Origin of the sequence: Acidovorax sp. JMULE5 (assembly GCF_013376875.1) — a bacterium.
Taxonomy (GTDB): Bacteria; Pseudomonadota; Gammaproteobacteria; order Burkholderiales; family Burkholderiaceae_C; genus Acidovorax; species Acidovorax facilis.
In genome coordinates this window covers 12,856-37,639 of the sequence record NZ_CP035951.1, presented here as the reverse complement: position 1 = coordinate 37,639, position 24,784 = coordinate 12,856, and the positions used below count along the sequence as shown (strand labels likewise).

The window sequence follows — 24,784 nt, the reverse complement described above, 5'->3', positions numbered from 1 at the left end:
CTGAAGCCCATGCACGCCCACAACGACCGCGACCAGTTTTCCCCGCCCCGCCCCCCGGCACGCTTGCGCGCCATTTCACTGGCGGTGCTTGTGCATGTCGTGCTCATCGGTGCGCTCACCTGGGGCGTGAACTGGAAGAACAGCGCCGACCAGCCTGCGGTGGAGGCCGAACTGTGGGCTGCGGTGCCCCAGCAGGCCGCACCACGCGCCGTGGAGCCTCCGCCGCCACCACCCGCTCCCCCGGAAGTGCGTCCGCCCGCTCCGCCACCACCACCGCCTCCCCGCGCCGTGGAGCCGCCCGACACGCGCGAGGCGGACATCGCCATCGAACGCGAAAAAAAGCGCCTGGAGCAGGAGAAGAAGGCGCGCGAGCAGCAGCTGGAACGTGAAAAGCGCGAACGTGAGCGCAAGGAAGACGAACGCCGCGACCGCCTGGAGCAGGAAAAGAAGGAACGCCTGCAAAAGGAAAAAGAAAAGGAACAGCGCGAAAAGCAGCTGGCCGAGCAGAAGAAGGCCGAGCAGGACAAGCAAAAGAAGCTGGCCGAAGACAAGCGCAAGGCGGACGAAGCCGCCAAGCGCAAGGCCGACGCGGAGGCCAAACAGCTGGCAGAACAGCGGGAAGCCAACCTGCGCCGCCTCCAGGGCCTGGCGGGGGCCACGGGCGGCGAGAACGCCACAGGCACAGCCCAGCGCAGCGCTGGTCCGTCGGGCAGCTATGGCGGCAAGGTTGCAGCCAAGGTCAAGCCCAACATCGTGTACCCCGACGCGATCTCAGGCAACCCGCGCGCCGAGGTGGAAGTCCGCCTTTCGCCCGATGGCACCATCGTGGGCAAACGCCTGGTGCAGTCCAGCGGCAACAAGGCCTGGGATGACGCAGTACTCCGCGCCCTGGACAAGACCGAGACCCTGCCGCGCGATGTGGATGGCCGCGTGCCGCCTTCACTGACCATTGGCTTCAGACCACAGGACTGAGCCTCCACAACAAAAAATCGCCCGGTACTACCGGGCGATTTTTTAGAGCCTTTTTGGCCTCTAGCGCTTTATAGACAAGCGTAAATAGCTATATAAACAATAGCAAATCTCTGCCCCTTAGCGGTCCCGGCGCTCCATGCGCCGATTCAGGTTCAGCGCTCCCAGCGTGCAGGCCACGCCCGACAGTAAATACACCGTGACAGCCAGCAGCCCGAACTGGGCCGACAGGTACAGGGCCACCAGCGGTGCAAACGCGGCGCCAATGATCCAGGCCAAGTCTGCTGAGAGAGCGGCGCCCGTGTAGCGGTATTGGGGCGAAAAATTGGCCGTTACCGTGCCCGACGCCTGGCCATACGACAAGCCCAGCAGCACAAAACCGAGTAGCAGGAACATGGTGCTGCCCACCTCGCCCGAGTTGAGCAGCACGGGGGCCATAAAGCTGAACGCGCCGATCAACACCGCCATGCCGCCCAGCAGCTTGCGGCGGCCCAGATGGTCCGACAGCCAGCCAGACACCATGATAGCCCCAGCTGCCAGGAAGGCGCCTACGATCTGCACGCCCAGAATCTGGGTCACCGGCTGGTCCGAATACAGCGTGATCCAAGACAGCGGGAACACCGTGACCAGGTGGAACAGAGCAAAGCTGGCCAGCGCGGCAAAAGCACCCAGCACCACATTGCTGCCTTCGTCACGTATCACTCGGCTCACAGGCACGGGCTGCAGTTCACGCTCTTGCAGCAGCTCTGCGTACGACTGCCCCACCACCAGACGCAGGCGAGCAAACAGGGCCACCACGTTCACGGCAAAGGCTACGAAGAAGGGATAGCGCCAGCCCCAGGCCAGAAATTCCTGCACGCTGAGGCTGCTGTACAGATAGGCAAACAGACCCGCCGCCAGCACAAACCCGACAGGCGCGCCCAACTGCCCGATCATGGCAAACCAGCCCCGCCGTTCCTTGGGCGCCGACATGGCCAGCAGCGACGGCAGGCCGTCCCACGAGCCGCCGAGCGCCAGACCCTGGCCAATGCGCAGGATCAGCAGCGCCACCACGGCGGTCAGGCCCGCGTCCTTGTAGCCCGGCAAGAACGCCATCCCCACCGTGCACACGCCCAGCAGGAACAGTGCAATGGTCAGCTTGGTGCCCCGGCCCCACCGCCGCTGGATGGCCATGGAAATGGCCGTGCCCACCGGGCGCACGACAAAAGCGACCGCCAGCAGCGCAAACGCCATCAGCGTGCCATCCAGGCGCGAGAGGAATGGAAAGAGGAAGGACGGGAAGACGAGAACGCAGGCGATCCCGAAAACGAAGAAGTCGAAATACTCGGACGAGCGTCCGATGATCACGCCCACAGCAATTTCGCTGGGGGTCACGTCTTCATGCGTATCAGCCCGCGAGAGAGAGGCGGGGCTTTCTTCAAAGCCGGCCGCAGGGTAAGTGGCAGAGGCGGGGCTGCTCATGAACAGGGCTCCTTGTCGTTGTTTGGATAAGACATTCTGGTTCTACACGCAAGTTTGATCTGGGACAAGTGCGGTTTCACTATGCCGTGTGCAGGACAACAACCGCAGGGGCCGGAAATGCACCAAAGTGGGGCGCATTACTTTGACCTTGGACAAAATGTCCAATGTACAAAAAAGCTAGGGCTATTACATTCGACTGCACTTCGTTATCCGCGTTTACCCTTAAACGCCTTGGTTGCGCCTGTCACATGTCCAAACTACCTTTACCTCGCGTGCCTGTCTGGCTCGCCGCCATGGCCGCCCTGGGCAGCCTGGCTGGCTGCAGCAAGGCGGTCGTCCTCAACCCTGCCGGCGACATCGCGGCCCAGCAAGGCCACATGGTCATCCAGGCCACGCTGCTGATGCTGATCATCATCGTTCCGGTGATTGCCCTCACCCTGTGGTTTGCCTGGAAGTACCGCCAGAACAACACTGCCAACACCGAGGCCGACTACGACCCCGACTGGCACCACTCCACCACGCTGGAGTTGGTGATCTGGACGGTGCCGCTCTTGATCGTCATCGCCCTCGGCGCCCTGACCTGGATCGGCACCCACAAGCTCGACCCCTACCGCCCGCTGGACCGCATCTCGGCCAGCAAACCGCTGGACGCCCAATCCACCCCCATGGAAGTGCAGGTGGTGGCCATGGACTGGAAGTGGCTGTTCTTCTACCCCGAACTGGGCATTGCCACCGTGAATGAACTGGCTGCGCCGGTGGACCGCCCCATCCTGTTCAAGCTCACGGCCACGTCCACGATGAACGCGTTTTACGTGCCCGACCTCGCCGGCATGATCTACGCGATGCCCGGCATGCAGACCGAGCTGAACGCCGTGATCAACCAGCCCGGCGTGTACAAGGGCATGTCCTCGCACTACAGCGGCTCCGGCTTCTCGGGCATGACGTTCAAGTTCCATGGCCTGAGCCAGGGTGACTTCGATCAATGGGTGGCCAAGAACAAGTCCGAAGGCAAGCCACTCACGCGCCAGGCCTACCTGGACTTGGTCAAGCCCAGCGAGCGCGACCCCGTGCAGCGCTTTGCCAGCGTGGAAGACGGTTTGTACGACAAGGTGCTCAACCGCTGCGTCGAGGACGGCAAGATGTGCATGCACCACATGATGTCCATCGACGAGCGCGGTGGCGAGGCCTTCATGAAGGCCCAGGGCCTGAACCTGCCCCAGGACGTCTGCACCGTGGACAACGCCGCCCAGGTGGTGGCAGCACTCGAAGCGCGCCACGCCACGGTCTACGACCGCACCCTCTCCCGCCAATGATCCGCGCATAAGAGACTGACGAACATGTCCACCTCACCCGTTGTAACCGAACCGCATTGGGCCCTGGGCCGAATCACCTGGGATTCCATACCGATGGCGCACGAGCCCATCGTGCTGTGGACCTTCATTGCCACCCTGCTGGGTGGCCTGGCCGTGATGGCCGCCATCACCAAATTCAAGCTCTGGGGCACGCTCTGGCGTGACTGGATCTGCAGCATTGACCACAAGCGCATCGGCATCATGTACATGATCCTGGGCCTGGTGATGCTGCTGCGCGGCTTTGCCGACGCCGTGATGATGCGCCTGCAGCAGGCCATGGCCTTTGGCGACAACATGGGCTACCTGCCGCCGCACCACTACGACCAGATCTTCACCGCCCACGGCGTGATCATGATCTTCTTCGTGGCGATGCCACTGGTCACGGGCCTGATGAACTACCTGGTGCCGCTGCAGATTGGCGCGCGCGACGTGTCCTTCCCGTTCCTGAACAACTTCAGCTTCTGGATGACCACCGCCGGCGCCGTGCTGGTGATGGTGTCGCTGTTCCTGGGCGAGTTCTCCACCGCGGGCTGGCTGGCGCTCTCCAACCTGGGGGCGCAGAACCCGGGCGTGGGGCTGGACTACTACATCTGGGCGCTGCAGATAGCGGGGGTGGGCACCACGCTCTCGGGCATCAACCTGATCGTCACCATCATCAAGATGCGTGCCCCCGGCATGAACCTGATGCGCATGCCTGTCTTCACCTGGACGGCCCTGTGCACCAACGCGCTCATCGTGGCCTCGTTCCCCGTGCTGACGGCAGCGCTCGTGCTGATGTCGCTGGATCGCTATGCGGGCACCAACTTCTTCACGAACGACCTGGGCGGCAACCCCATGCTGTACGTGAACCTGATCTGGATCTGGGGCCACCCCGAGGTCTACATCCTGATCCTGCCTTGCTTCGGCATCTTCTCGGAAGTGGTGGCCACGTTCTGCCGCAAGCGCCTGTTCGGCTACACCTCCATGGTCTACGCCACGGTGGTGATCACCATCCTGTCGTACCTGGTGTGGCTGCACCACTTCTTCACCATGGGCTCGGGTGCGAGCGTCAACACCTTCTTCGGCATCACGACGATGATCATCTCGATCCCCACGGGCGCGAAGATCTTCAACTGGCTGTTCACCATGTACAAGGGCCGCATCCGTTTCGAGCTGCCCATGATGTGGACCGTGGCCTTCATGGTGACCTTTGCCATTGGCGGCATGACCGGCGTGCTGCTGGCCGTGCCCCCGGCCGACTTCGTGCTGCACAACAGCCTGTTCCTGATCGCCCACTTCCACAACGTGATCATCGGTGGTGTGCTGTTCGGGCTGTTCGCCGGCATCAACTACTGGTATCCCAAGGCCTTTGGCTACAAGCTCGATCGCACCTGGGGCGTGCGCTCCTTCTGGCTGTGGGTGGTGGGCTTCTGGGTGGCGTTCGGCCCGCTGTATGTACTGGGTCTGATGGGTGTCACGCGCCGCGCCAACCATTTTGAAGACCCGTCGCTGCAGATCTGGTTCGTGATCGCCGCCATCGGCGCCGCAATGATTGCTGCGGGCATCGCCTGCTTCCTGATCCAGCTGGTGGTGAGCTACCTCAAGCGCGACCAGCTGCGCGACCACACGGGCGACCCGTGGGATGCGCGCACGCTCGAATGGGCCACCTCATCGCCCCCGCCCGACTACAACTTTGCCTTCACCCCCGTCGTGCATGAAATCGATGCGTGGTGGGACATGAAGAAGCATGGGTACAAGCGCCCGCTCGCCGGCTTTGCGCCCATCCACATGCCTGCCAACACCGGCTCGGGCGCGGTCATCTCGGCCTTGTCGCTGGTCTTTGGCTTCGCGCTGATCTGGCACATGTGGCTGCTTGCGGGCGTTTCGTTCGCGGCGCTGCTGCTGGCTTCGATCATCCACACGTTCAACTACAAGCGTGACTTCTACATCCCGGCGTCCCAAGTCGCCGCCACCGAAGAAGCCCGCACACTCCAACTGGCACGCCATGTCTGAACTCCGCCTCAACGCTGGCGCCGCCACAGGCGCCCTGGCCCCGCGCGACTACCACCTTGCGCACGAGCCCCATCCCGAAAACGGCACCGCACTGGGCTTCTGGCTCTACCTGATGAGCGACTGCCTCATCTTTGCCGCCCTGTTTGCCACCTATGGCGTGCTGGGCCGCAGCTATGCGGCCGGCCCCACCGGTGCGCAGCTGTTCGACCTGACGCTGGTGGCCATCAATACGGCCTTCCTGCTGCTGTCGTCCATCACCTTCGGTTTTGCCATGCTGCGCAAGCAGCAAAAGGATGTGAAAGGCACGCTGCTGTGGCTGGCCGTCACCGGCTTCTTCGGCCTGTGCTTCCTGGGCCTCGAACTCTATGAGTTTGCCCACCTGATCCACCAGGGCGCCACGCCCCAGCGCAGCGCCTTCCTGTCAGCCTTCTTCACGCTGGTGGGCACCCACGGCCTGCACGTGACATTCGGTCTGATCTGGCTGGTGGTGCTGATGGTGCAGATCGGCAAACACGGCCTGATCCCTGCCAACACCCGCCGCCTGATGTGCCTGTCGATGTTCTGGCACTTTCTGGACGTGGTCTGGATTGGCGTCTTCACCTTTGTGTACCTGATGGGAGTGCTGTAACTATGAGCGCACAACACACAACACACGCACACGGCGCCCATGACCATGGCGGCCACGACGACCACCATGGCGACGCGGAACCGCACAGCAGCCTGCGCGACTACACGATCGGCTTCGTGCTCTCGGTCATCCTCACGGCCATTCCCTTCTGGCTCGTCATGGCCAAGGTCATCGCCGACCGCAACACCGCCGTGCTCGTGCTGGGCGGCTTCGCCGTGATCCAGATCCTTGTGCACATGGTGTATTTCCTGCACATGAACGGCAAGGTCGAAGGCGGCTGGACCATGCTGTCCACCATCTTCACGGTGGTGTTTGTGGCCATCGCCATCGCCGGCACCCTGTGGGTCATGTTCCACATGAACGCGAACATGATGCCCGAGCACCCCACCCCCACGCCCGCAACGCATGAGGCGCCGGGCCACTCGACGCCCTGATGCCGTCCCATCCCACAGCCCCGCCCCCCCAGGCCCGGCGGCTTCGCCAGGCGGTGCTCGCAGTGGTGGGCATCGCCTTGTTTTTGGGCTTTATCGCGCTGGGTACCTGGCAGGTGCAGCGCCGCGCATGGAAGCTCGCGTTGATCGAGCGCGTGGAACAGCGCGTGCATGCAGCCCCCAAGGCCCTGCCCCTGCGCCCAGAGTGGCCCCAGGTGAGTGCGGCCACCCACGAATACCTGCCTGTCACCGCGCAGGGCCGGTGGCTGCCCGAGAAAACCGTGCTTACCCAGGCCCTGACCGAGCTGGGCTCGGGCTTCTGGGTGATGACGCCCTTGCAGCTGGCCGATGGATCGCAGTTGCTGGTGAATCGGGGTTTTGTGCCGCAGGAGCAGCGCGCCCAATGGCTGGCAACGCCCATGCCCGCCTCTACCCCTACCTCCACCACCGCGACTGTCCAGGGCCTGCTGCGCATGAGCGAGCCTGACGGTGGTTTTCTGCGCACCAATGCCCCGGCTGAGCAGCGCTGGTACTCGCGCGACATTACGGCCATCGGCCATTGGCTGCAGTTGCCCGAGACTGCCCCCTTCTTCATCGATGCGGGGTTGCCTCCCGCACAAGGCGCCGCTGCGCCCCCGGCAGCGGATACCAGTTGGCCGCGCGCTGGCATGACGGTGATCCGTTTCCATAACAGCCACCTGGTCTACGCACTGACCTGGTACGGTCTGGCCCTCATGGTTGCGGGTGCTGGCTGGTATGTGGCACGCTACGAGCGCCGCCTGCGCGGCTTTGCGCGCCCTGCCACCACCTTCGCCCCTGATGACACCTCTTCGTCCTGATACTGCGACCGCCGCGCCGCAGCGCAACGCACGCTCGGCCAATGCCGCCGCAGGCATCAAGAACCTGCAGCAGCTGATCGAGCTGCGCTGGATTGCCGTGGTCGGCCAGGTGTTCACCATCGAGATGGCGCACTACAGCCTGAACCTCACGCTGCCTGTGCGCGAGATGCTGCTGGTGGTGGGCTGCCTGGCGGTGTTCAACGTAGTGAGCCTGCTGCGGCTGCGCACCGGTGTGGTGGTGCGCAACGTGGAGCTTTTTCTGGCCCTGCTGATCGATGTGGCCGTGCTCACAGTGCAGCTGTACCTGAGCGGGGGCACCAGCAATCCGTTCGTCTTCCTGTACCTGCTGCAGATCACGCTGGGGGCCGTGCTGCTGCGCGGCGCCTACATCTGGTCCATCGTGATCATCACGCTGCTGTGTTTTGGCGTGCTGGCCACACACCATCTGCCCCTGGAGTTGCCGCAGGACCTGCACCAGGGCCTGTCGAGCCTATACGTGATCGGGTTGCTGGTGTGCTTTGTGCTCAACGCCACGCTGGTGGTGGTCTTCATCACCCGCATCAACCTGAACCTGCGTGAACGCGATGCGCGCCTGGCCGCAGCACGCCGCCGCCGCGTGGAAGAAGAGCACATCGTGCGCATGGGCCTGCTGGCCTCAGGCGCGGCCCACGAGCTGGGCACGCCGCTGTCCACGCTGGCCGTGATCCTGGGGGACTGGCAGCATGACAAGCAGCTGGCAGCCCACCCAGCGCTGAAGGAGGACATCGACGAAATGCAGGCCCAGGTGCAGCGCTGCAAGAGCATCGTGAGCGGCATCCTGCTTTCGGCCGGAGAGACACGCGGCGAGGCCTCCATGCAGACCACCGTGCGCACCTTTGTGGATGCCCTGGCCGAAGAATGGCGCAGCACCCGGTCAATGCCGCAGTTCATCTACGACAACGACTTTGGCGCGGATACGCCCATGGTGTCAGACACCACGCTGCAGCAGATGGTTTTCAATGTGCTGGACAATGCACGCGACGCCTCGCCCGGCTGGGTGCGCCTGGCCGTCACCCGCAACGCCGATGCACTGCGCATCACGGTGACCGACGCAGGGCCGGGCTTTGCCCCCGACATGCTGGCCAAGCTGGGCACGCCCTACCAGTCCTCCAAAAACCGCCCGGGCGGTGGGCTGGGCCTGTACCTTGTGCTCAACGTGGCACGCACGCTGGGTGGCAGCGTGGCGGCACGCAACCGCCCCGAAGGGGGTGCCGAAGTAACCATCGAACTGCCACTGGCGGCGATCGCACTGCCTGAAGCCAAAGCCTGAAGCCATGAGCCCTACCGACGACGAAGAACGAGAACAAGCGCAACCACTGCTGCTCATCGTGGAAGACGACGAGGCCTTTGCCCGCACGCTCGCCCGTTCGTTCGAACGGCGCGGCTACCGCGTGCTGCAGGCTGCCAGCCTGCCCGAGGTCGAAACGCTGCTCGCACAACACACGCCCGGCTTTGCGGTGGTGGACCTCAAGCTAAAGGGCGAAGCCTCGGGCCTGGCCTGCGTGCAAAAGCTGCATGCCGCCAGCGAAGACATGCTGATCGTGGTGCTGACCGGCTTTGCCAGCATCGCCACCGCCGTGGAGGCCGTGAAACTGGGCGCCTGCCACTACCTCGCCAAGCCGTCCAATACCGACGACATCGAGGCCGCTTTTGGCCTGAAGGCGGGCAACACCGAAGTGGAGCTGACCAACCGCTCCAGTTCCATCAAGACGCTGGAATGGGAGCGCATCAACGAGGTGCTGGCAGAAACCGGCTTCAATCTCTCCGAAGCGGCAAGGCGCCTGGGCATGCACCGCCGCACCCTGACCCGCAAGCTGGAAAAGAAGCAGGTTCGTTAGGCGGGCACCGGAACCAAGGCTCGGTATTTCAAGAGGAATTGGCCGCTAGCGCTTAAAGGGCGTCATTGTTAGCTATATATTTTATAGCAAAACTCATGGGCAGCCATCAACCACCTCAGCCCATCCATAGACACCCTTTGCGCCTGAGGCCTGGCCGCACATCAGCGCTGGCGCTGCACCAGCCAGTGCTCCGCCTCCTGCTGCTTTCCAAACCGCGCCCAATCCAGCGCATTCTTGCCATGCGGGTCTTTGCGCCAAAGGTCCACACCCCGCACCTCCAACCACTCCAGCGTCTGGATGCGCCCTTTGGCAGCAGCCAGCATCGCAGGCGTCTCACCCCGGCTTGCGGGCGCAGGCTCGTCCAGGGGCTGCCCTTGTTCGGCCAGCCACTGCAAACAAGGCACACAACCACTTTGCGCCGCCATATGCGCCGGGCCCCAGTCCCACCGGTTGCGGGCCGCCAGGCTGGCTCCGGCCTGCATCAGGCGTTGGGCGGCAGCGAGGTGGCCGCCATAAAAGGCGCGCAACAACGCGGTGTCGCCACGCTCGCTGTCTTTGTGTGTCTGGCGAAGGTCGGGCTGGGCACCAGCCTGCAAAAGCAGCTCGATGTGTTCGAGCTGCCCCCGGTGGGCCGCCAGCATGAGCACGGACGAGCCGCTGGGCGCGAGCAGGTTGGGGTTGGCGCCTGCTGCCAGGGCTGCGCCCAGGGCCCGGGCATCACCGGCGTCCTGCGCGTCGAGCAGCGCGTCGTCCGCAGCAGAATACGACGCAGATGGCTGTACGGCGGCGACGGGCGCAGCGGATGGACCGGGCAGAGCCGGGCGCACCACGCCGACAAGGGACGGCCCCCAGATCCACCAGACCAGAGCACCTGCCAGCAGCAGCAATCCCCAGGCCGGGCGCGAATGCGCGGCGCGGGCAGGCCGCTGTGCGCCAGGGCTGAAATGGCCCCGGCGGTGCGACCAGGCCCGCGCGATGGATTGGCCCAACGCAGTGGCAGCCCCTTCGCCACTGACGCCGGGGGTCAACCGAACCAGCGTGCCATCGCCCTCGCGCGCATAGACAGCGAAGTAAGGGGTCTCGCTGGCGCCGCTGCCGGTGGAATACAGCAGCTTGTGCACCAGGCTCTGGCTGGCCTGTCCGGGCAGGGCGTTTGCCCGCGACCACAGCGCAGAGTAGCGGCGCACGGTGATGCCCTCATCCCGCACAGACAGAGTCCAGCGGCAGGTGGCAGCCTGCAGGACAAAGGCGACCAGCAGCCACCAGGCGCCGGTGGCCACAAAGAATGGTGGCAATCCGATGCCGCCAGAGCCGAAGCGGCCGTTCAGGAAGGCCTCCACCACAAGACCCGCCAGCACCAGGCCCGCAGCCCAGCGCCAGCCGCGACGGCTGAACTCAAACTGCCACGCATGCGGGGTCTCCAGCAGCGTAACGGAAGCGGGCAGGAGCAAGGCGCCCTCACCGGCCACGCCCGCTTCTCCTTCTCCGTGGGCCGGATCAGCGGGCGCGATGGGGGTCACTTTCTTCCAGATAGCGCGCCGGTCAAAGCGATCGGCCTGCTCGTGGCCAAACGCCTGTGGGGCCGCCTGCACGGGCACGTCGTAGGTCAGCTCTACGTCCCCGCCCGGGGTGCGCAGCAACTCCAGCCGCCAGTCCACACGTTCACCAGAGCGCTGCGCGCCGTGCGGGGGCGCGTCGGGTGGCAGTTCAAAACGGGCCGTCAGCCGCAGGCCGCCATCGGCCGTGGGCTGCACACGTGCGAGTTCAGAGAAAGACTCCACACAACGCTCCGGCGAGCCGGAACTCGATTCATCCACCCGGTACTGGGCCAGGCGCAGTTGCAACTGCTGGCCCTGCTGGTAGGCGGCGGCACGCTCGGGCAGGAGCAGTGTCATCTCGACCGGGTGGCCCGCACGCGGGACTGTGGGCAGTGCGGTCAGCTCTGCGCCCGCGTAGCGCCAGGCCATGTGGGTATGGCGCACCGACAGGGCCACCAGCCCCAGGCCGATCATCACGAAGAGGGAGATGAAGGCCTTGGCAAACCAGGGGGCGCTGGATTGGGTCCACAGCAGGGCTGCCATAGGGAACGCAATGCCGCACCAGAAGATGGTGAAAAACCAGATGGTCCCCACCGAAGTGCCGGAAGCGCCCTTCGCAAACAAGCTGGTGGGCGACGAGCCCGGCTGCAGGCCACCGCTGCCAGCTTCCGGCGATGCCCCACCGGCCCTGACCAGACCCAGCAGGGTGTGCAGAAAAAACCAGGCCGCCACCAGCCCCACCAAGGTAAAAACCAGGGCAAACGGAATGCGGAAAATCTGCAGCGACCAGCGGATGGAGGGATCGATAAGCGACTGCGACGGATCGTTGGGATTGACCAGGACCGTGATGCCCAGCCCCCGTGCCTGCGCGCTCTGAAGACGCCCCGCCCACTGCCGTGGCCAGTCGTCGATGTTGTCGCTGTTGCCCCGCGCGTCCAGGCCGACGCGGGTGCCTTCGTAGGCCTTGCCCGCCACCTGATAGCGGTAGCGGGCCTGCACTTCGTAAGTGGGGCCCTCACTGCCTTGGTGTGTCTTGAGTTCAGCCGACAGGAGTTCGGCCTGCACGGGGTGCCAGCTGCGCACCTGCAGGGCCATTTGCAGCGTGTGGGCCAACGGTTTGAGCCCCGCGTAGTACCCACCCAGCCCAAAGCCCAGCGCGAAGACCGCGCTAAACAGCAGCGCCCCGACGCGTGCCCCCAGGCCGCTGGTTTTGCCGACATTGTTTCCCTCTTGGCCCATGGATGTCCCTCCATTTTTTGTTGTTTTATGGCTGGAGCATAGCGACGGAATCGTGACATTTGCGTGACAACTCCGCATGCGTTGCGTGGCACGGTGTGGATTGGCATGGTGACTGCGTGGGCTGCAACCGCCATCCATCGCCATAAAAAAAGCGGCTCCATGGAGCCGCTTTTTGCTGGTCGATCCATCCCCGAGGGGAAGGATCAGGCGGTCACGCCGTCTGCCACTTCCTTGAACTCGGCGATCTGGTCGAAGTTCATGTACTTGTAGATCTTGTCACCATTCTGGTTGATGACACCAATGTCGGCCAGGTACTCTTCCTTGGAAGGAATGCGACCCAGCTTGGAGCAGATGGCCGAGAGTTCGGCCGAGCCCAGGTACACGTTGGTGTTCTTGCCCAGACGGTTGGGGAAATTGCGCGTGCTGGTGGACATCACGGTAGCGCCTTCCTTCACCTGCGCCTGGTTGCCCATGCACAGCGAGCAGCCGGGCATTTCCATGCGGGCACCGGCCGCGCCGAACACGCCGTAGTGGCCTTCTTCGGTGAGCTGGTGCGCATCCATCTTCGTGGGCGGGGCCATCCACAGCTTGACGGGGATGTCCTTCTTGCCTTCGAGCAGCTTGGAGGCTGCACGGAAGTGGCCGATGTTGGTCATGCACGAGCCGATGAACACTTCGTCGATGGCAGCACCCGCCACGTCCGACAGCGTCTTGGCGTCGTCGGGATCGTTGGGGCAGCAAACGATGGGCTCGGTGATTTCGGCCAGGTCGATCTCGATGACGGCCGCGTACTCGGCATCTTCATCAGGTGCCAGCAGCTGGGGGTTGGCCAGCCAGGCTTCCATGGCCTTGATACGGCGGCCGATGGTGCGTGCGTCAGCATAGCCCTGGGCGATCATGTTCTTGAGCAACACGATGTTCGAGTTGATGTACTCGATCACGGGTTCCTTGTTCAGGCGCACCGTGCAGCCAGCGGCAGAGCGCTCGGCCGAGGCGTCAGACAGTTCGAACGCTTGCTCGACCTTCATGTCAGGCAGGCCTTCGATTTCGAGGATGCGGCCCGAGAAGATGTTCTTCTTGCCCTGCTTGGCCACTGTGAGCAGGCCTTGCTTGATGGCGTACAGCGGAATCGCGTGCACCAGGTCACGCAGCGTGACGCCGGGCTGCATCTGGCCCTTGAAGCGCACCAGCACCGATTCAGGCATGTCCAGGGGCATCACGCCCGTGGCTGCGGCGAACGCCACCAGGCCCGAACCTGCAGGGAAGCTGATGCCGATGGGGAAACGCGTGTGCGAGTCGCCGCCCGTTCCCACGGTGTCAGGGAGCAGCATGCGGTTGAGCCAGCTGTGGATGATGCCGTCGCCAGGCTTGAGCGAGATGCCGCCGCGCGTGCTGATGAAGTCAGGCAGCTCGTGGTGCATCTTCACGTCCACGGGCTTGGGGTACGCAGCCGTGTGGCAGAAGGACTGCATCACCAGATCGGAGCTGAAGCCCAGGCAGGCTAGGTCCTTGAGTTCGTCGCGGGTCATGGGTCCGGTGGTGTCCTGCGAGCCCACCGAGGTCATGCGGGGTTCGCAGTAGGTGCCGGGCACCACACCCAGGCCTTCGGGCAGTCCGCAGGCGCGGCCGACCATCTTCTGGGCCAGCGTGAAACCCTTGCCGGTGGCGGCAGGCACTTGCGGCAGGCGGAACAGCGTGGAAGGCGGCAGGCCCAGGGCTTCGCGGGCCTTGGCAGTCAAGCCACGGCCAATGATCAGCGGAATGCGGCCACCGGCACGCACTTCGTCGAACAGGACTTCGCTCTTGACTTCGAATTCGGCAATCACGTTACCGTCCTTGAGCGCCTTGCCAGCGTAGGGCAGCAGTTCGATCTCGTCGCCCATGTGCATCTGGCTTACATCCAGTTCGATGGGCAGTGCACCAGCGTCTTCCATGGTGTTGTAGAAGATGGGCGCAATCTTGCTGCCCAGGCACACGCCGCCGAAGCGCTTGTTGGGCACGAAAGGGATGTCTTCGCCCGTGAACCACAGCACGCTGTTGGTGGCGGACTTGCGGCTCGAACCCGTGCCGACCACGTCGCCCACGTAGGCCACCAGGTTGCCACGCGCGCGCAGGTCTTCGATGAACTTCACCGGGCCGCGCTTGCCGTCTTCTTCGGGCGTGATGCCGTCGCGCTTGTTCTTGAGCATGGCCAACGCGTGCAGCGGGATGTCGGGGCGGCTCCACGCGTCCGGTGCGGGCGACAGGTCGTCGGTGTTGGTTTCACCAGTGACCTTGAGCACGGTGAGCTTGATGCTCTGGGGCACTTCGGGACGGCTGGTGAACCACTCGGCATCGGCCCAGCTTTGCAGCACGGCCTTGGCGAAGGTGTTGCCCTTGTCGGCCTTTTCCTTGACGTCATGGAACTGGTCGAACATCAAGAGCGTCTTCTTGAGCGCTTCAGCGGCGACGGAGGCCACCGCAGCGTCGTCCAGCAGGTCGATCAGGGGGGTGAGGTTGTAGCCGCCCAGCATGGTGCCCAAAAGCTGCGTGGCGCGCTCGCGGCCAATCAGCGTGCACACTTCAGTACCGTGCGCCACGGCAGCCAGGTAGCTGGCCTTGACCTTGGCGGCGTCGTCCACACCGGCAGGCACGCGGTGCGTGATCAGGTCCACCAGCGTGGCTTCTTCGCCCGCAGGGGGGTTCTTGAGCAGCTCGATCAGCTCGCCCGTCTGCTTGGCGGTCAGTGGCAAGGGCGGGATGCCGAGGGCGGCGCGCTCGGCCACGTGGTCACGGTAGGCTTTCAACATCATTTTTCTCCGGTTGCGTTCTAAAGTGGGGCGGCGTGCAGTGCCGCGGCGTTTTTCGATAGCCAGGGCGCCTGCATGCGCGGGGTCGTGCGGTTTTCTTCTCCGTGGCGCTGCGCTGGTGAAGGGCTTACTTCAGGGGTTCCAGCACACTCACGGGCGGGTTTTTCTTGATGGCCTCGGCCACCACCACCTGCTGCGGGCTCATGCATTCGTCGGCCAGGCGTTGACCCAGTTTCTGGTTCATCAGCATGGACTTGTTGGCGATCTGCAGCCAGACGGCGCCACCCTTCTGGTCTTCCAGGCGCACCGTGCCCGTGGTGGTAGCGACCGGGGCCATGAAGTACTTGAAGCCCTTGCCTTCCACATGGAAGTGGCCTGGGCTCGCGGGCTCGGCGGTCACGGTGACAAAGGCACCGAGTTCGCAGGGAATGCGGCCCACGTGCACACGTTCGGCAATGGCCAGTTCTTCGGGGGACAGCGCAGCTTCGGCAGCAATGATGCCGGTGGCCACCTGGTTCGCCGCGCTCTTGAGCTGGCTGCGGCTGCTGGTGCCTTCGGTTTTGGCCACCGAAGATTTCTTGGCGGCAGGCGTCTTGTCCGCAGCCTTGGCAGACTTCGTATCGGACTTGGCAGCGGGCTTTGCTGCAGGTTTGGCGGCAGCCTTGGTCTCGGGTTTGGCTTCGGTCTTGGCAGGGGTTTGCGCCAGGGCGAGGGCTGGAGCCAGCAGCATCAGGGCAGAGGCGATAAAGGATTTCATGGGAGGTCCTGCGTGGAAAAATTCAGGAATGTTCACAACGGAACGGAGGCCGACGCGCCAAACCAATGGCGCACGGCAAGAGGAAGTGCGCGCCCGGTACGGTGGGCGCGCTCCAGCACCTGCCAGTAAAAGCGATAGCTGGCGCGGTCGTGCAACGTGCCTTCAAAACTAATGGGAGCCCAATCAGAATCTGCGGCAGCAGCTATTATTTTTGAAGCAACTTCGATGTCATCCTGCTGAGGCGCAAACGCCTGCAGGATGGGTCGGATCTGTGCGGGATGGATGCTCCACATGCGGGTATAGCCCAGCTCGCGCGCGGCACGGCTGGCGGCGCCTTGCATGGCCACCGTATCGGCGAACTCCGTCACCACACAGTGCGATGGCACCTTGCCGTGGGCATGGCAGGCAGCGGCAATCTCCAGCTTGGCACGCACCACCAGTGGGTGAGAAAACTGCCCCGCCGAAGTCATGCCATGCGCAGGGATGGCGCCACCATGGGCCGACACAAAATCCATGAGGCCAAAACTCAGGCTCTGCACGCGCGGGTGGGCTGCGATCTCAAAAGCACGGTGCACCGCAGCAGGGGATTCGATGAGGACATGGATCGGTACCGGGGCGGCAGAGGCTTTCTCCAGCGCCCGCTCCGCTGCCAGTACGTCGTCCACAGATTCCACCTTGGGAACCATGATGTGGCTGAGCCGATGGCCTGCTTCGCCCGCTATCGTGGCGACATCGTTGGCGAATGCGAGGTGGTCCACCGCGTGGACGCGGGCTGCCACGCGGGCACCGGGTGCAGCGCCCAGGGCCAGACGGGCAACCAGCCGGGCGTGGTCGGCTTCAAGGCCGACGGGGGCGCCGTCTTCGCAATCGAGGGTGACATCAAAGACGCAGGTACCGAACTCCTGCGTCATCTCGGCCTGCAGCTGCAGGCTCTTGCGCATGCGCGCTTCGACGCCGCTGTAGTGGTCACAGACCGGCAGGAAGCCTGTCTGCGCCTGGGCGCCCAGCAACACATCGCGTGGATGGGATGGCGCAGCGCCCTGCCCCTGCGCGGGGACCCGGGCGGCCCGAAGGCCCGATGCCTGTGGCGTCGGCTGCATGGCGCTCACCTGGTTTACAGCAGGTGCTTGACGCCGTCTTGCTCGCCTTGCAGCTCAGCCAGCGTGATGTTGATGCGCTCTTGCGAGAACACGTCGATTTCCAGACCTTCAACGATCTTGTACTCGCCGTTTTCGCACGTCACGGGGAAACCGAACATGGTGTCCTTGGGGATGCCGTACTGGCCGTCCGAAGGAATGCCCATGGTGACCCACTTGCCGTTGGTGCCCAGGGCCCAGTCACGCATGTGGTCGATGGCGGCGTTGGCAGCCGAAGCAGCTGACGACAGGCCACGCGCTTCGATGATGGCAGCGCCGCGCTTGCCCACGGTGGGCAGGAAGGTGTTGGCGTTCCATTCCTGGTCGTTGATCATCTTGGCGACGCTTTCACCGTTGATGGTGGCGAAGCGGTAGTCGGCGTACATCGTGGGCGAATGGTTGCCCCAGACGGTCAGCTTTTCGATGTCCGCCACGGCCTTGCCGGTCTTGGCAGCGATCTGGCTGGCAGCGCGGTTGTGGTCCAGGCGCAGCATGGCGGTGAAGTTCTTGCGTGGCAGGTCGGGGGCCGACTTCATGGCGATGTAGGCGTTGGTGTTGGCAGGGTTGCCGACAACCAGCACCTTCACGTTGCGCGAAGCCACGGCATTCAGGGCCTTGCCCTGTGCCGTGAAGATGGCGCCGTTGACAGCCAGCAGTTCAGCGCGTTCCATGCCCGGGCCACGGGGGCGCGAACCGACCAACAGGGCGTAGTCGGCGTCCTTGAAAGCGGTCATGGGGTCACTGTGGGCTTCCATGCCCACCAGCAGGGGGAACGCGCAATCGTCCAGTTCCATCATCACGCCCTTGAGCGCCTTCTGGGGGCCTTCGACAGGCACTTCGAGCAATTGCAGGATGACGGGCTGGTCCTTGCCCAGCATTTCGCCGGAGGCGATGCGGAACAGCAGGGCGTAACCAATTTGACCAGCGGCACCGGTGACGGCGACGCGAACAGGCTTCTTGCTCATGGTGAAAACTCCAGGGAAGTGAGGAAAACAGGTGTGAGTGCAACGCAAGCACCAGCGCCTGTTACCAGCAGCCCGTGCCCCGCAAAACAGCCTTGGAGTGTACCGCTGATTGGACACCTCGGTCAATTTGTCTTATGTCTTATATAAGATATGATTAACACCCTGACACAGTCCGCGTATCACTTCGTGTGCGGCCCGCCCTTCTCCCGATCGCCATGTCCTCGCTTCCGCTCAACGCCGACAACCCTGCGCAGCCTTTGGCAGGCACGGGCTCTGCCACGCCCGCGTTCAGCCCGCTGTACCAGCAGATCAAAGGGCTCATCCTGCAAAGTCTGCAACAGGGCGAGTGGAAACCGGGCGAATCCATCCCCAGCGAGATGGAGCTGGCCGCACGCTTTCGCGTGAGCCAGGGCACGGTGCGCAAGGCCATTGACGAGCTGGCGGCCGAAAACCTCGTGATGCGGCGCCAGGGCAAGGGCACCTTTGTGGCAACCCATGCCGAGCAGCATGTGCAGTACCGTTTTCTCAAGCTCATGCCCGACACGGGTGACGTCCGCGTGGAGGGGCCCGCACAGCGCAAGGTGATCGATTGTCGACGTGTGCGTGCCAGCGCTGACGTGGCGCGCGCACTGGCACTGCGCAGCGCCGACCCGGTGGTCCAGGCGCGGCGAGTCCTGTCATTCGCAGGCGTACCCACCATCCTGGAAGACATCTGGCTGCCCGGCCAGGCTTTCAAAGGGCTGACGGCCGAACAGTTGGCCAACTACCAAGGCCCTACTTACGCCATGTTTGAACTCGACTTCGGCGTACGCATGGTACGTGCTGAGGAGAAAATACGTGCCGTACTGCCCGATGCCGACCAGGCGGCGATGCTGCAGATCCCACAGGCCACGCCGCTGCTGAGCGTGGAGCGCATCGCCTACACCTACAACGACGTTCCGATGGAGTTACGGCGCGGCCTGTACCTGACCGACACGCACCATTACCGTAACGAACTGAGCTGACACCACCCTGGCAACTGAGCGGAAACGTAGAACATTCGGGCTGGAGCAAACCCTTCTTGTTGCGTTGCAATAGAATTTTGCGTTCTTTGCATCTTCAAATTACAAAGCAGTTACATCCACGAAAGCACACAACATGACAGAACTCGCCAAAAAACGGCCTGAATTCCGCAACATCAATGCCTTCAAGGACCTGACCACCTACCGCATGACTCCTGCAGCGTGGGTTTCGATCCTGCACCGCGGCAGCGGGCTGATCATGTTCCTGCTGCTGCCTTTCATCATCTGGATGTTCGACACCTCGGTGTCGTCTGAAATCTCGTTCGCCCGGTTCTCGGCGGCCTTCAACATCGGCATTGGCTTCGTGCCCGGCTGGTTCATCAAACTGGTGGCCCTGGCACTGATCTGGGCCTACCTGCACCACTTCACCGCCGGCCTGCGCCACCTGTGGATGGACGTGAGCCACAGCGCCGTGAACAAGGAATTCGGCAAGTCCTCGGCCTTTGCCGTCCTGGCCATCAGCATCACGCTGACCCTGGTGCTGGGCGCCAAGCTTTTCGGCCTGTACTGATCGATCAACCCCAAAAAGCGGCGGCTGCTGCCAGGCAGTGCCCGCCGAAGAACGAGAGGAAATTCCCATGTCCGTCAATTACGGTTCCAAGCGCGTCGTCGTCGGCGCCCACTACGGCCTGCGCGACTGGCTCAGCCAGCGCGTCACGGCAGTCCTGATGGCCCTGTTCACCCTGGCACTGCTGGCCCAGGTGATCTTCTCCAAAGGCCCCATCGGCTACGACAAATGGGCCGGTATCTTCTCGGCCCAGTGGATGAAGGTGCTGACCTTCTCCGTGATCGTTGCACTGGCTTGGCACGCCTGGATCGGCCTGCGTGAAGTCTTGATGGACTACATCAAGCCCGTGGGCCTGCGCCTGGCACTGCAGGTGTTCAGCATCGTCTGGCTGGTCGGCTGTGCCGGCTGGGGTATCCAGGTTTTGTGGCGTCTCTGATTGATCCCCGCGACTGAAGGCAAAAAATAATGAGCTACACCAACGCTAACATCACCCGCCGCAAGTTCGATGTCGTCATCGTCGGCGCAGGCGGCTCCGGCATGCGTGCCGCGCTTGAACTCTCCCGCGCAGGCCTGAACGTGGCCTCGCTGTCCAAGGTGTTCCCCACCCGTTCGCACACCGTGGCTGCACAAGGCGGCGTGAGCGCATCGCTGGGCAACATGTCCGAAGACAACTGGCACTACCACTTCTACGACACCATCAAGGGCTCCGACTGGCTGGGCGACCAGGACGCCATCGAGTTCATGTGCCGCGAAGCCCCCAAGGTGGTGTATGAGCTGGAGCACTTCGGCATGCCGTTCGACCGCAACCCCGACGGCACCATCTACCAGCGCCCCTTTGGCGGCCACACCGCCAACTATGGCGAAAAGCCCGTGCAACGTGCCTGCGCAGCCGCCGACCGCACCGGCCACGCCATGCTGCACACGCTGTACCAGCAGAACGTGAAGGCCAAGACCAACTTCTTCGTCGAATGGATGGCGCTGGACCTGGTCCGCGACGCCGACGGCGACGTGGTGGGCGTGACCGCCCTGGAAATGGAAACCGGCGACCTGTACATCCTGGAAGCCAAGACCGTGCTGCTGGCCACCGGCGGTGCTGGCCGCATCTTTGCGGCATCGACCAACGCCTTCATCAACACCGGTGACGGCCTGGGCATGGCGGCACGTGCCGGCATTGCGCTGCAGGACATGGAGTTCTGGCAGTTCCACCCCACGGGCGTGGCCGGCGCTGGCGTGCTGCTGACCGAAGGCTGCCGTGGCGAAGGCGCTATTTTGCTCAACAGCAACGGCGAGCGCTTCATGGAGCGTTATGCGCCCACCATGAAGGACCTGGCCCCGCGCGACTTCGTGTCCCGCTGCATGGACCAGGAAATCAAGGAAGGTCGCGGCTGCGGTCCCAACAAGGACTACATCCTGCTCAAGCTCGACCACCTGGGTGCAGACACCATCCATAAACGCCTGCCTTCGGTGTACGAAATCGGCGTCAACTTCGCCAACGTGGACATCACCAAGGAACCTATTCCTGTGGTGCCCACCATCCACTACCAGATGGGTGGCGTGCCTACCAACATCAACGGCCAGGTGGTTGCACAAGCCAACGGCATCAACAACGAAGTGGTCAACGGCCTGTACGCCGTGGGCGAATGCGCCTGCGTGTCGGTGCACGGCGCCAACCGCCTGGGCACCAACTCGCTGCTGGACCTGCTGGTGTTCGGCAAGGCCGCTGGCCGCCACATCGTCGAGTTCAACAACAAGAACAAGGAGCACAAGCCCCTGCCCAAGGATGCGGCCGACCGCACCTTGGAGCGCTTGAACCAGCTCGACAAGTCGAACGAAGGCATCTACGCGCAAAACCTGGCAGGCGACATCCGCTCCACCATGCAGCAGCATGCCGGCGTGTTCCGCACCCAGGCCAGCATGGACGAAGGCGTCAAGAAGATCGCCGAGATCCGCAGCCGCGTGGCCAACGTGACGCTGAAGGACAAGTCCAAGGTGTTCAACACCGCCCGCATCGAAGCGCTGGAAGTGGACAACCTGATCGAAGTGGCGCAGGCCACCATGGTGTCGGCCGCCGCCCGCAAGGAATGCCGTGGCGCCCACACCGTGTACGACTACGAGCACCCTGCCGACCACGCCGAGTTCCCCTTGGGCCGCAATGACCAGGAGTGGATGAAGCACACCCTGTGGTACAGCGAAGGCAACCGCCTCGCCTACAAGCCGGTCAACCTCAAGCCCCTGACGGTGGACAGCGTGCCCCCCAAGGTCCGTACGTTCTAAACAGTAGCCCCACGAGAGAAGAACCATGCAAAAGCGCACATTCCAAATCTACCGCTACGACCCGGACAAGGACGCCAAGCCTTACATGCAGACCATCGAGATCGAACTCGACGGCCATGAACGCATGCTGCTGGACGCCCTGATGAAGCTCAAGGAGCAGGACCCCACGCTGTCGTTCCGCCGCTCGTGCCGCGAAGGCGTCTGTGGCTCCGACGCGATGAACATCAATGGCAAGAATGGCCTGGCGTGCCTGACGAACATGAACACCCTGAAGGGCACGATTGTTCTCAAGCCCCTGCCCGGCCTGCCCGTGATCCGCGACCTGATCGTGGACATGACGCAGTTCTTCAAGCAGTACAACTCGATCAAGCCCTACCTGATCAACGAGCAGATTCCACCCGACCGCGAGCGCCTGCAGTCTCCCGAAGAGCGCGAAGAGCTCAACGGCCTGTACGAGTGCATCCTGTGTGCCAGTTGCTCCACGAGCTGCCCCAGCTTCTGGTGGAACCCCGACAAGTTCGTGGGCCCTGCCGGACTGCTGCAGGCCTACCGCTTCATCGCCGACAGCCGCGATGACGCCACCGGCCAGCGCCTCGATAACCTCGAAGACCCGTACCGCCTGTTCCGTTGCCACACCATCATGAACTGCGTGGACGTGTGCCCCAAGGGCCTGAACCCCACGAAGGCCATCGGCAAGATCAAGGAACTGATGGTGCGTCGCGCCATCTGACCGGGGCCCAGGACCGCCATGGGTGCAACCGCCACCACCGCCCCCTCGGCAGCCTCGCCGCTGCTGACGGAACGCGAACTCAGCAAGCTGCACTGGCGCTGCCGGCGCGGCCTGCTGGAAAACGATCTGTTCATCGAACAGTTCTTCACCCGTTTCGAGCCTGAGCTGAACCAGCGCCACGCCCAGGGCCTTGCGGCCCTGATGGACCTCGCCGACAACGACCTCCTGGACCTGCTGCTTTGCCGCAAGGAACCCAGTGAGACGCTGGATGCGCCCGAGGTGCATGAAGTGCTGGGCATGCTGCGGGAAAGCGGCGGCACCCCCGTGCTGGGCACCTGACGAGCGGGTTTTCTCGCTCTGAAAAGATCCCAGCCCCACCAGACCGGATGATCATCGGCAAACCTAAGGAAAGTAACAATGAAGCTAGCTGACAACAAAGCCACCCTGTCGTTCAGTAACGGCGGTCCCAGCGTGGACCTGCCGGTCTACCAGGGCACCATTGGCCCGGATGTCATCGACATCCGCAAGCTGTATGCGCAGACGGGCATGTTCACCTATGACCCAGGCTTCCTGTCAACGGCAGCCACCCAGTCGGCCATCACCTACATTGACGGCGACAAGGGCGAACTGCTGTACCGCGGCTACCCCATTGAGCAGCTGGCTGAAAACTGCGACTTCCTGGAAACCTGCCACCTGCTGCTGTACGGCGACCTGCCCAACGAAGCGCAGAAGACCGACTTCACGAGCCGCGTGACCAACCACACCATGGTCAACGAGCAGATGCAGTTCTTCCTGCGTGGCTTCCGCCGTGACGCGCACCCCATGGCCGTGCTGACCGGCCTGGTGGGCGCCCTGTCGGCCTTCTACCACGACAGCACGGACATCAACAATCCGCAGCACCGTGAGATCGCCGCAATCCGCCTGATCGCCAAGATGCCCACGCTGGTCGCCATGGCCTACAAGTACGGCATGGGCCAGCCCTACATGTACCCGCAGAACAACCTCTCGTATGCAGGCAACTTCCTGCGCATGATGTTCGGTACGCCCTGCGAAGAGTACAAGGTCAACCCCGTGCTGGAACGCGCGCTGGACCGCATCTTCATCCTGCACGCAGACCACGAGCAGAACGCTTCGACTTCCACCGTGCGCCTGTGCGGCTCGTCGGGCACCAACCCGTTTGCGGCTATCGCGGCGGGCGTGGCCTGCCTGTGGGGCCCTGCCCACGGCGGCGCCAACGAAGCAGCACTGAACATGCTGTACGACATCCAGGCCCAAGGCGGTGTGGAAAAGATCGGCGACTTCATCAAGCAGGTCAAGGACAAGAACTCCGGCGTCAAGCTCATGGGCTTTGGCCACCGCGTGTACAAGAACTACGACCCCCGCGCCAAGCTCATGCAAGAGACTTGCAATGAAGTGCTGGCCGAGCTGGGCCTGGAAAACGACCCGCTGTTCAAGCTGGCCAAGGAACTGGAAAAGATCGCCCTGGAAGACGACTACTTCGTGCAGCGCAAGCTCTACCCGAACGTGGACTTCTACTCCGGCATCGTGCAGCGCGCCATCGGCATTCCTGTGAACCTGTTCACCGGCATCTTCAGCCTGGCCCGCACCGTGGGCTGGATCGCCCAGCTGAACGAAATGATCGGCGACCCCGAGTACAAGATCGGCCGCCCCCGCCAGCTGTTCACCGGCTCCGAGCGCCGCGACGTGCCACCACTGGCCAAGCGTTGACCGGTACGGCGCCCCGCGCGCCGTCCACCCCCTCCCGAAGCCCGCTGGCAGTGCCTGCGGGCTTTTTTCATGGGCGCCCCACACGGGCCAAGCCCTGCTGGATGCACATACTCCCCCCTAGTTAAAATGTTTTTTGACGACCTAGCGCACGACCAGTATGGGGTTATCTTTTATACTGCCGCCCAGTACAAAGACAGCCCCCGCACCCCACACCCGCAACCCATGCCCCACACCCCCGAAGACAAGCAACGCGCCATCACCCGACTGCGCCGCATCAAGGGCCAGGCCGAGGCGCTGGAGCGCGCGGTGGAGGCGGGCAGCGACTGTGCCCCCATCCTGCAGCAGCTGGCGGCCATGCGTGGCGCCGTGCACGGACTGATGGCCGACCTGCTCGACGGCCATGTGCGCGAGACGCTGGCGGAAAAACCAGCGCCGTCGCAGCAGGCCATTGACGAAACACTGGCGTTGCTTCGCTCCTACCTCAAATAGACCGTCCCCATCCGATTGACC

At 63.6% G+C, this 24,784-nt stretch carries 22 protein-coding genes; 16 read left to right on the top strand and 6 right to left on the bottom strand.

Annotated elements, in window-relative coordinates; all coding sequences use genetic code 11:
* The first annotated feature begins 9 nt into the window (after positions 1-9).
* Positions 10-972, top strand: coding sequence for a cell envelope integrity protein TolA (gene tolA, locus EXV95_RS00175; protein WP_176885353.1), 963 nt, complete (start codon positions 10-12; stop codon positions 970-972).
* Between the two features lie 117 nt (positions 973-1,089).
* Here the strand turns inward: tolA and EXV95_RS00170 are convergent, their stop codons facing one another.
* Positions 1,090-2,430 (bottom strand): MFS transporter, encoded by a 1,341-nt coding sequence (locus tag EXV95_RS00170; RefSeq protein ID WP_176885352.1) that lies wholly within the window; start codon positions 2,428-2,430, stop codon positions 1,090-1,092.
* 248 nt (positions 2,431-2,678) lie between these two features.
* Here EXV95_RS00170 and cyoA point away from each other — a divergent pair, with 248 nt between their 5' ends.
* The 7 genes from cyoA to EXV95_RS00135 all read left to right on the top strand — a co-directional run bounded on the left by cyoA (position 2,679) and on the right by EXV95_RS00135 (position 9,549).
* Positions 2,679-3,743, top strand: a complete 1,065-nt coding sequence (gene cyoA, locus EXV95_RS00165) for a ubiquinol oxidase subunit II (RefSeq protein ID WP_176885351.1) — start codon at positions 2,679-2,681, stop codon at positions 3,741-3,743.
* Positions 3,744-3,836: 93 nt separating this feature from the next.
* Positions 3,837-5,774 (top strand): cytochrome o ubiquinol oxidase subunit I, encoded by a 1,938-nt coding sequence (cyoB, locus tag EXV95_RS00160; RefSeq protein WP_370460282.1) that lies wholly within the window; start codon positions 3,837-3,839, stop codon positions 5,772-5,774.
* A complete protein-coding gene (cyoC, locus tag EXV95_RS00155) occupies positions 5,767-6,402 on the top strand; it encodes a cytochrome o ubiquinol oxidase subunit III (RefSeq protein WP_176885349.1) in 636 nt (211 codons plus the stop codon). The genes cyoB and cyoC overlap by 8 nt, the downstream gene beginning before the upstream one ends.
* 2 nt (positions 6,403-6,404) lie before the next feature.
* Positions 6,405-6,836, top strand: a complete 432-nt coding sequence (cyoD, locus tag EXV95_RS00150; protein ID WP_176885348.1) for a cytochrome o ubiquinol oxidase subunit IV — start codon at positions 6,405-6,407, stop codon at positions 6,834-6,836.
* Entirely contained in the window at positions 6,836-7,672 is an 837-nt protein-coding gene (locus EXV95_RS00145) for an SURF1 family protein (protein ID WP_176885347.1), read from the top strand. Before cyoD ends, EXV95_RS00145 begins: the two co-directional genes overlap by 1 nt.
* Complete coding sequence (locus EXV95_RS00140; protein WP_176885346.1) at positions 7,653-8,981, top strand: ATP-binding protein; 1,329 nt, start codon at positions 7,653-7,655, stop codon at positions 8,979-8,981. Before EXV95_RS00145 ends, EXV95_RS00140 begins: the two co-directional genes overlap by 20 nt.
* A gap of 4 nt (positions 8,982-8,985) precedes the next feature.
* Entirely contained in the window at positions 8,986-9,549 is a 564-nt protein-coding gene (locus EXV95_RS00135) for a response regulator transcription factor (protein ID WP_121507064.1), read from the top strand.
* Positions 9,550-9,710: 161 nt separating this feature from the next.
* On the opposite strand, the gene EXV95_RS00130 is transcribed toward EXV95_RS00135, so the two are convergent.
* From EXV95_RS00130 to EXV95_RS00110, 5 genes are all read right to left on the bottom strand, one after another.
* Positions 9,711-12,326, bottom strand: a complete 2,616-nt coding sequence (locus EXV95_RS00130) for an ankyrin repeat domain-containing protein (RefSeq protein ID WP_176885345.1) — start codon at positions 12,324-12,326, stop codon at positions 9,711-9,713.
* 203 nt (positions 12,327-12,529) lie between these two features.
* Positions 12,530-15,115, bottom strand: coding sequence for a bifunctional aconitate hydratase 2/2-methylisocitrate dehydratase (gene acnB, locus EXV95_RS00125; RefSeq protein WP_055393150.1), 2,586 nt, complete (start codon positions 15,113-15,115; stop codon positions 12,530-12,532).
* Between the two features lie 127 nt (positions 15,116-15,242).
* Positions 15,243-15,872: a hypothetical protein gene (locus tag EXV95_RS00120; protein WP_176885344.1), complete on the bottom strand. Its 630-nt coding sequence runs from the start codon at positions 15,870-15,872 to the stop codon at positions 15,243-15,245.
* A gap of 32 nt (positions 15,873-15,904) precedes the next feature.
* Complete coding sequence (locus EXV95_RS00115; RefSeq protein WP_255484862.1) at positions 15,905-16,972, bottom strand: CoA ester lyase; 1,068 nt, start codon at positions 16,970-16,972, stop codon at positions 15,905-15,907.
* Positions 16,973-16,986: 14 nt separating this feature from the next.
* Positions 16,987-17,973: a malate dehydrogenase gene (locus tag EXV95_RS00110; protein WP_176885343.1), complete on the bottom strand. Its 987-nt coding sequence runs from the start codon at positions 17,971-17,973 to the stop codon at positions 16,987-16,989.
* A 215-nt stretch (positions 17,974-18,188) separates the two neighbouring features.
* Between EXV95_RS00110 and EXV95_RS00105 the strand changes: the two genes are divergently transcribed.
* The 8 genes from EXV95_RS00105 to EXV95_RS00070 all read left to right on the top strand — a co-directional run bounded on the left by EXV95_RS00105 (position 18,189) and on the right by EXV95_RS00070 (position 24,763).
* A complete protein-coding gene (locus EXV95_RS00105) occupies positions 18,189-18,977 on the top strand; it encodes a GntR family transcriptional regulator (RefSeq protein WP_055393133.1) in 789 nt (262 codons plus the stop codon).
* A 133-nt stretch (positions 18,978-19,110) separates the two neighbouring features.
* On the top strand, positions 19,111-19,545 hold the full coding sequence (gene sdhC / locus EXV95_RS00100) for a succinate dehydrogenase, cytochrome b556 subunit (RefSeq protein WP_121419458.1): 435 nt from the start codon (positions 19,111-19,113) through the stop codon (positions 19,543-19,545).
* 67 nt (positions 19,546-19,612) lie between these two features.
* Entirely contained in the window at positions 19,613-19,978 is a 366-nt protein-coding gene (gene sdhD, locus EXV95_RS00095) for a succinate dehydrogenase, hydrophobic membrane anchor protein (RefSeq protein WP_055393129.1), read from the top strand.
* Positions 19,979-20,007: 29 nt separating this feature from the next.
* A complete protein-coding gene (sdhA, locus tag EXV95_RS00090; protein ID WP_055393127.1) occupies positions 20,008-21,816 on the top strand; it encodes a succinate dehydrogenase flavoprotein subunit in 1,809 nt (602 codons plus the stop codon).
* Positions 21,817-21,841: 25 nt separating this feature from the next.
* The gene (locus EXV95_RS00085; RefSeq protein WP_055393124.1) at positions 21,842-22,546 is read left to right on the top strand and encodes a succinate dehydrogenase iron-sulfur subunit; all 705 of its coding nucleotides are present in this window, start codon (positions 21,842-21,844) and stop codon (positions 22,544-22,546) included.
* A gap of 18 nt (positions 22,547-22,564) precedes the next feature.
* On the top strand, positions 22,565-22,885 hold the full coding sequence (locus EXV95_RS00080) for a succinate dehydrogenase assembly factor 2 (RefSeq protein WP_055393121.1): 321 nt from the start codon (positions 22,565-22,567) through the stop codon (positions 22,883-22,885).
* Between the two features lie 78 nt (positions 22,886-22,963).
* Positions 22,964-24,274: a citrate synthase gene (locus EXV95_RS00075; RefSeq protein WP_055393119.1), complete on the top strand. Its 1,311-nt coding sequence runs from the start codon at positions 22,964-22,966 to the stop codon at positions 24,272-24,274.
* Between the two features lie 222 nt (positions 24,275-24,496).
* Entirely contained in the window at positions 24,497-24,763 is a 267-nt protein-coding gene (locus EXV95_RS00070) for a metal/formaldehyde-sensitive transcriptional repressor (RefSeq protein WP_176885342.1), read from the top strand.
* The last annotated feature ends 21 nt before the right edge of the window (positions 24,764-24,784 follow it).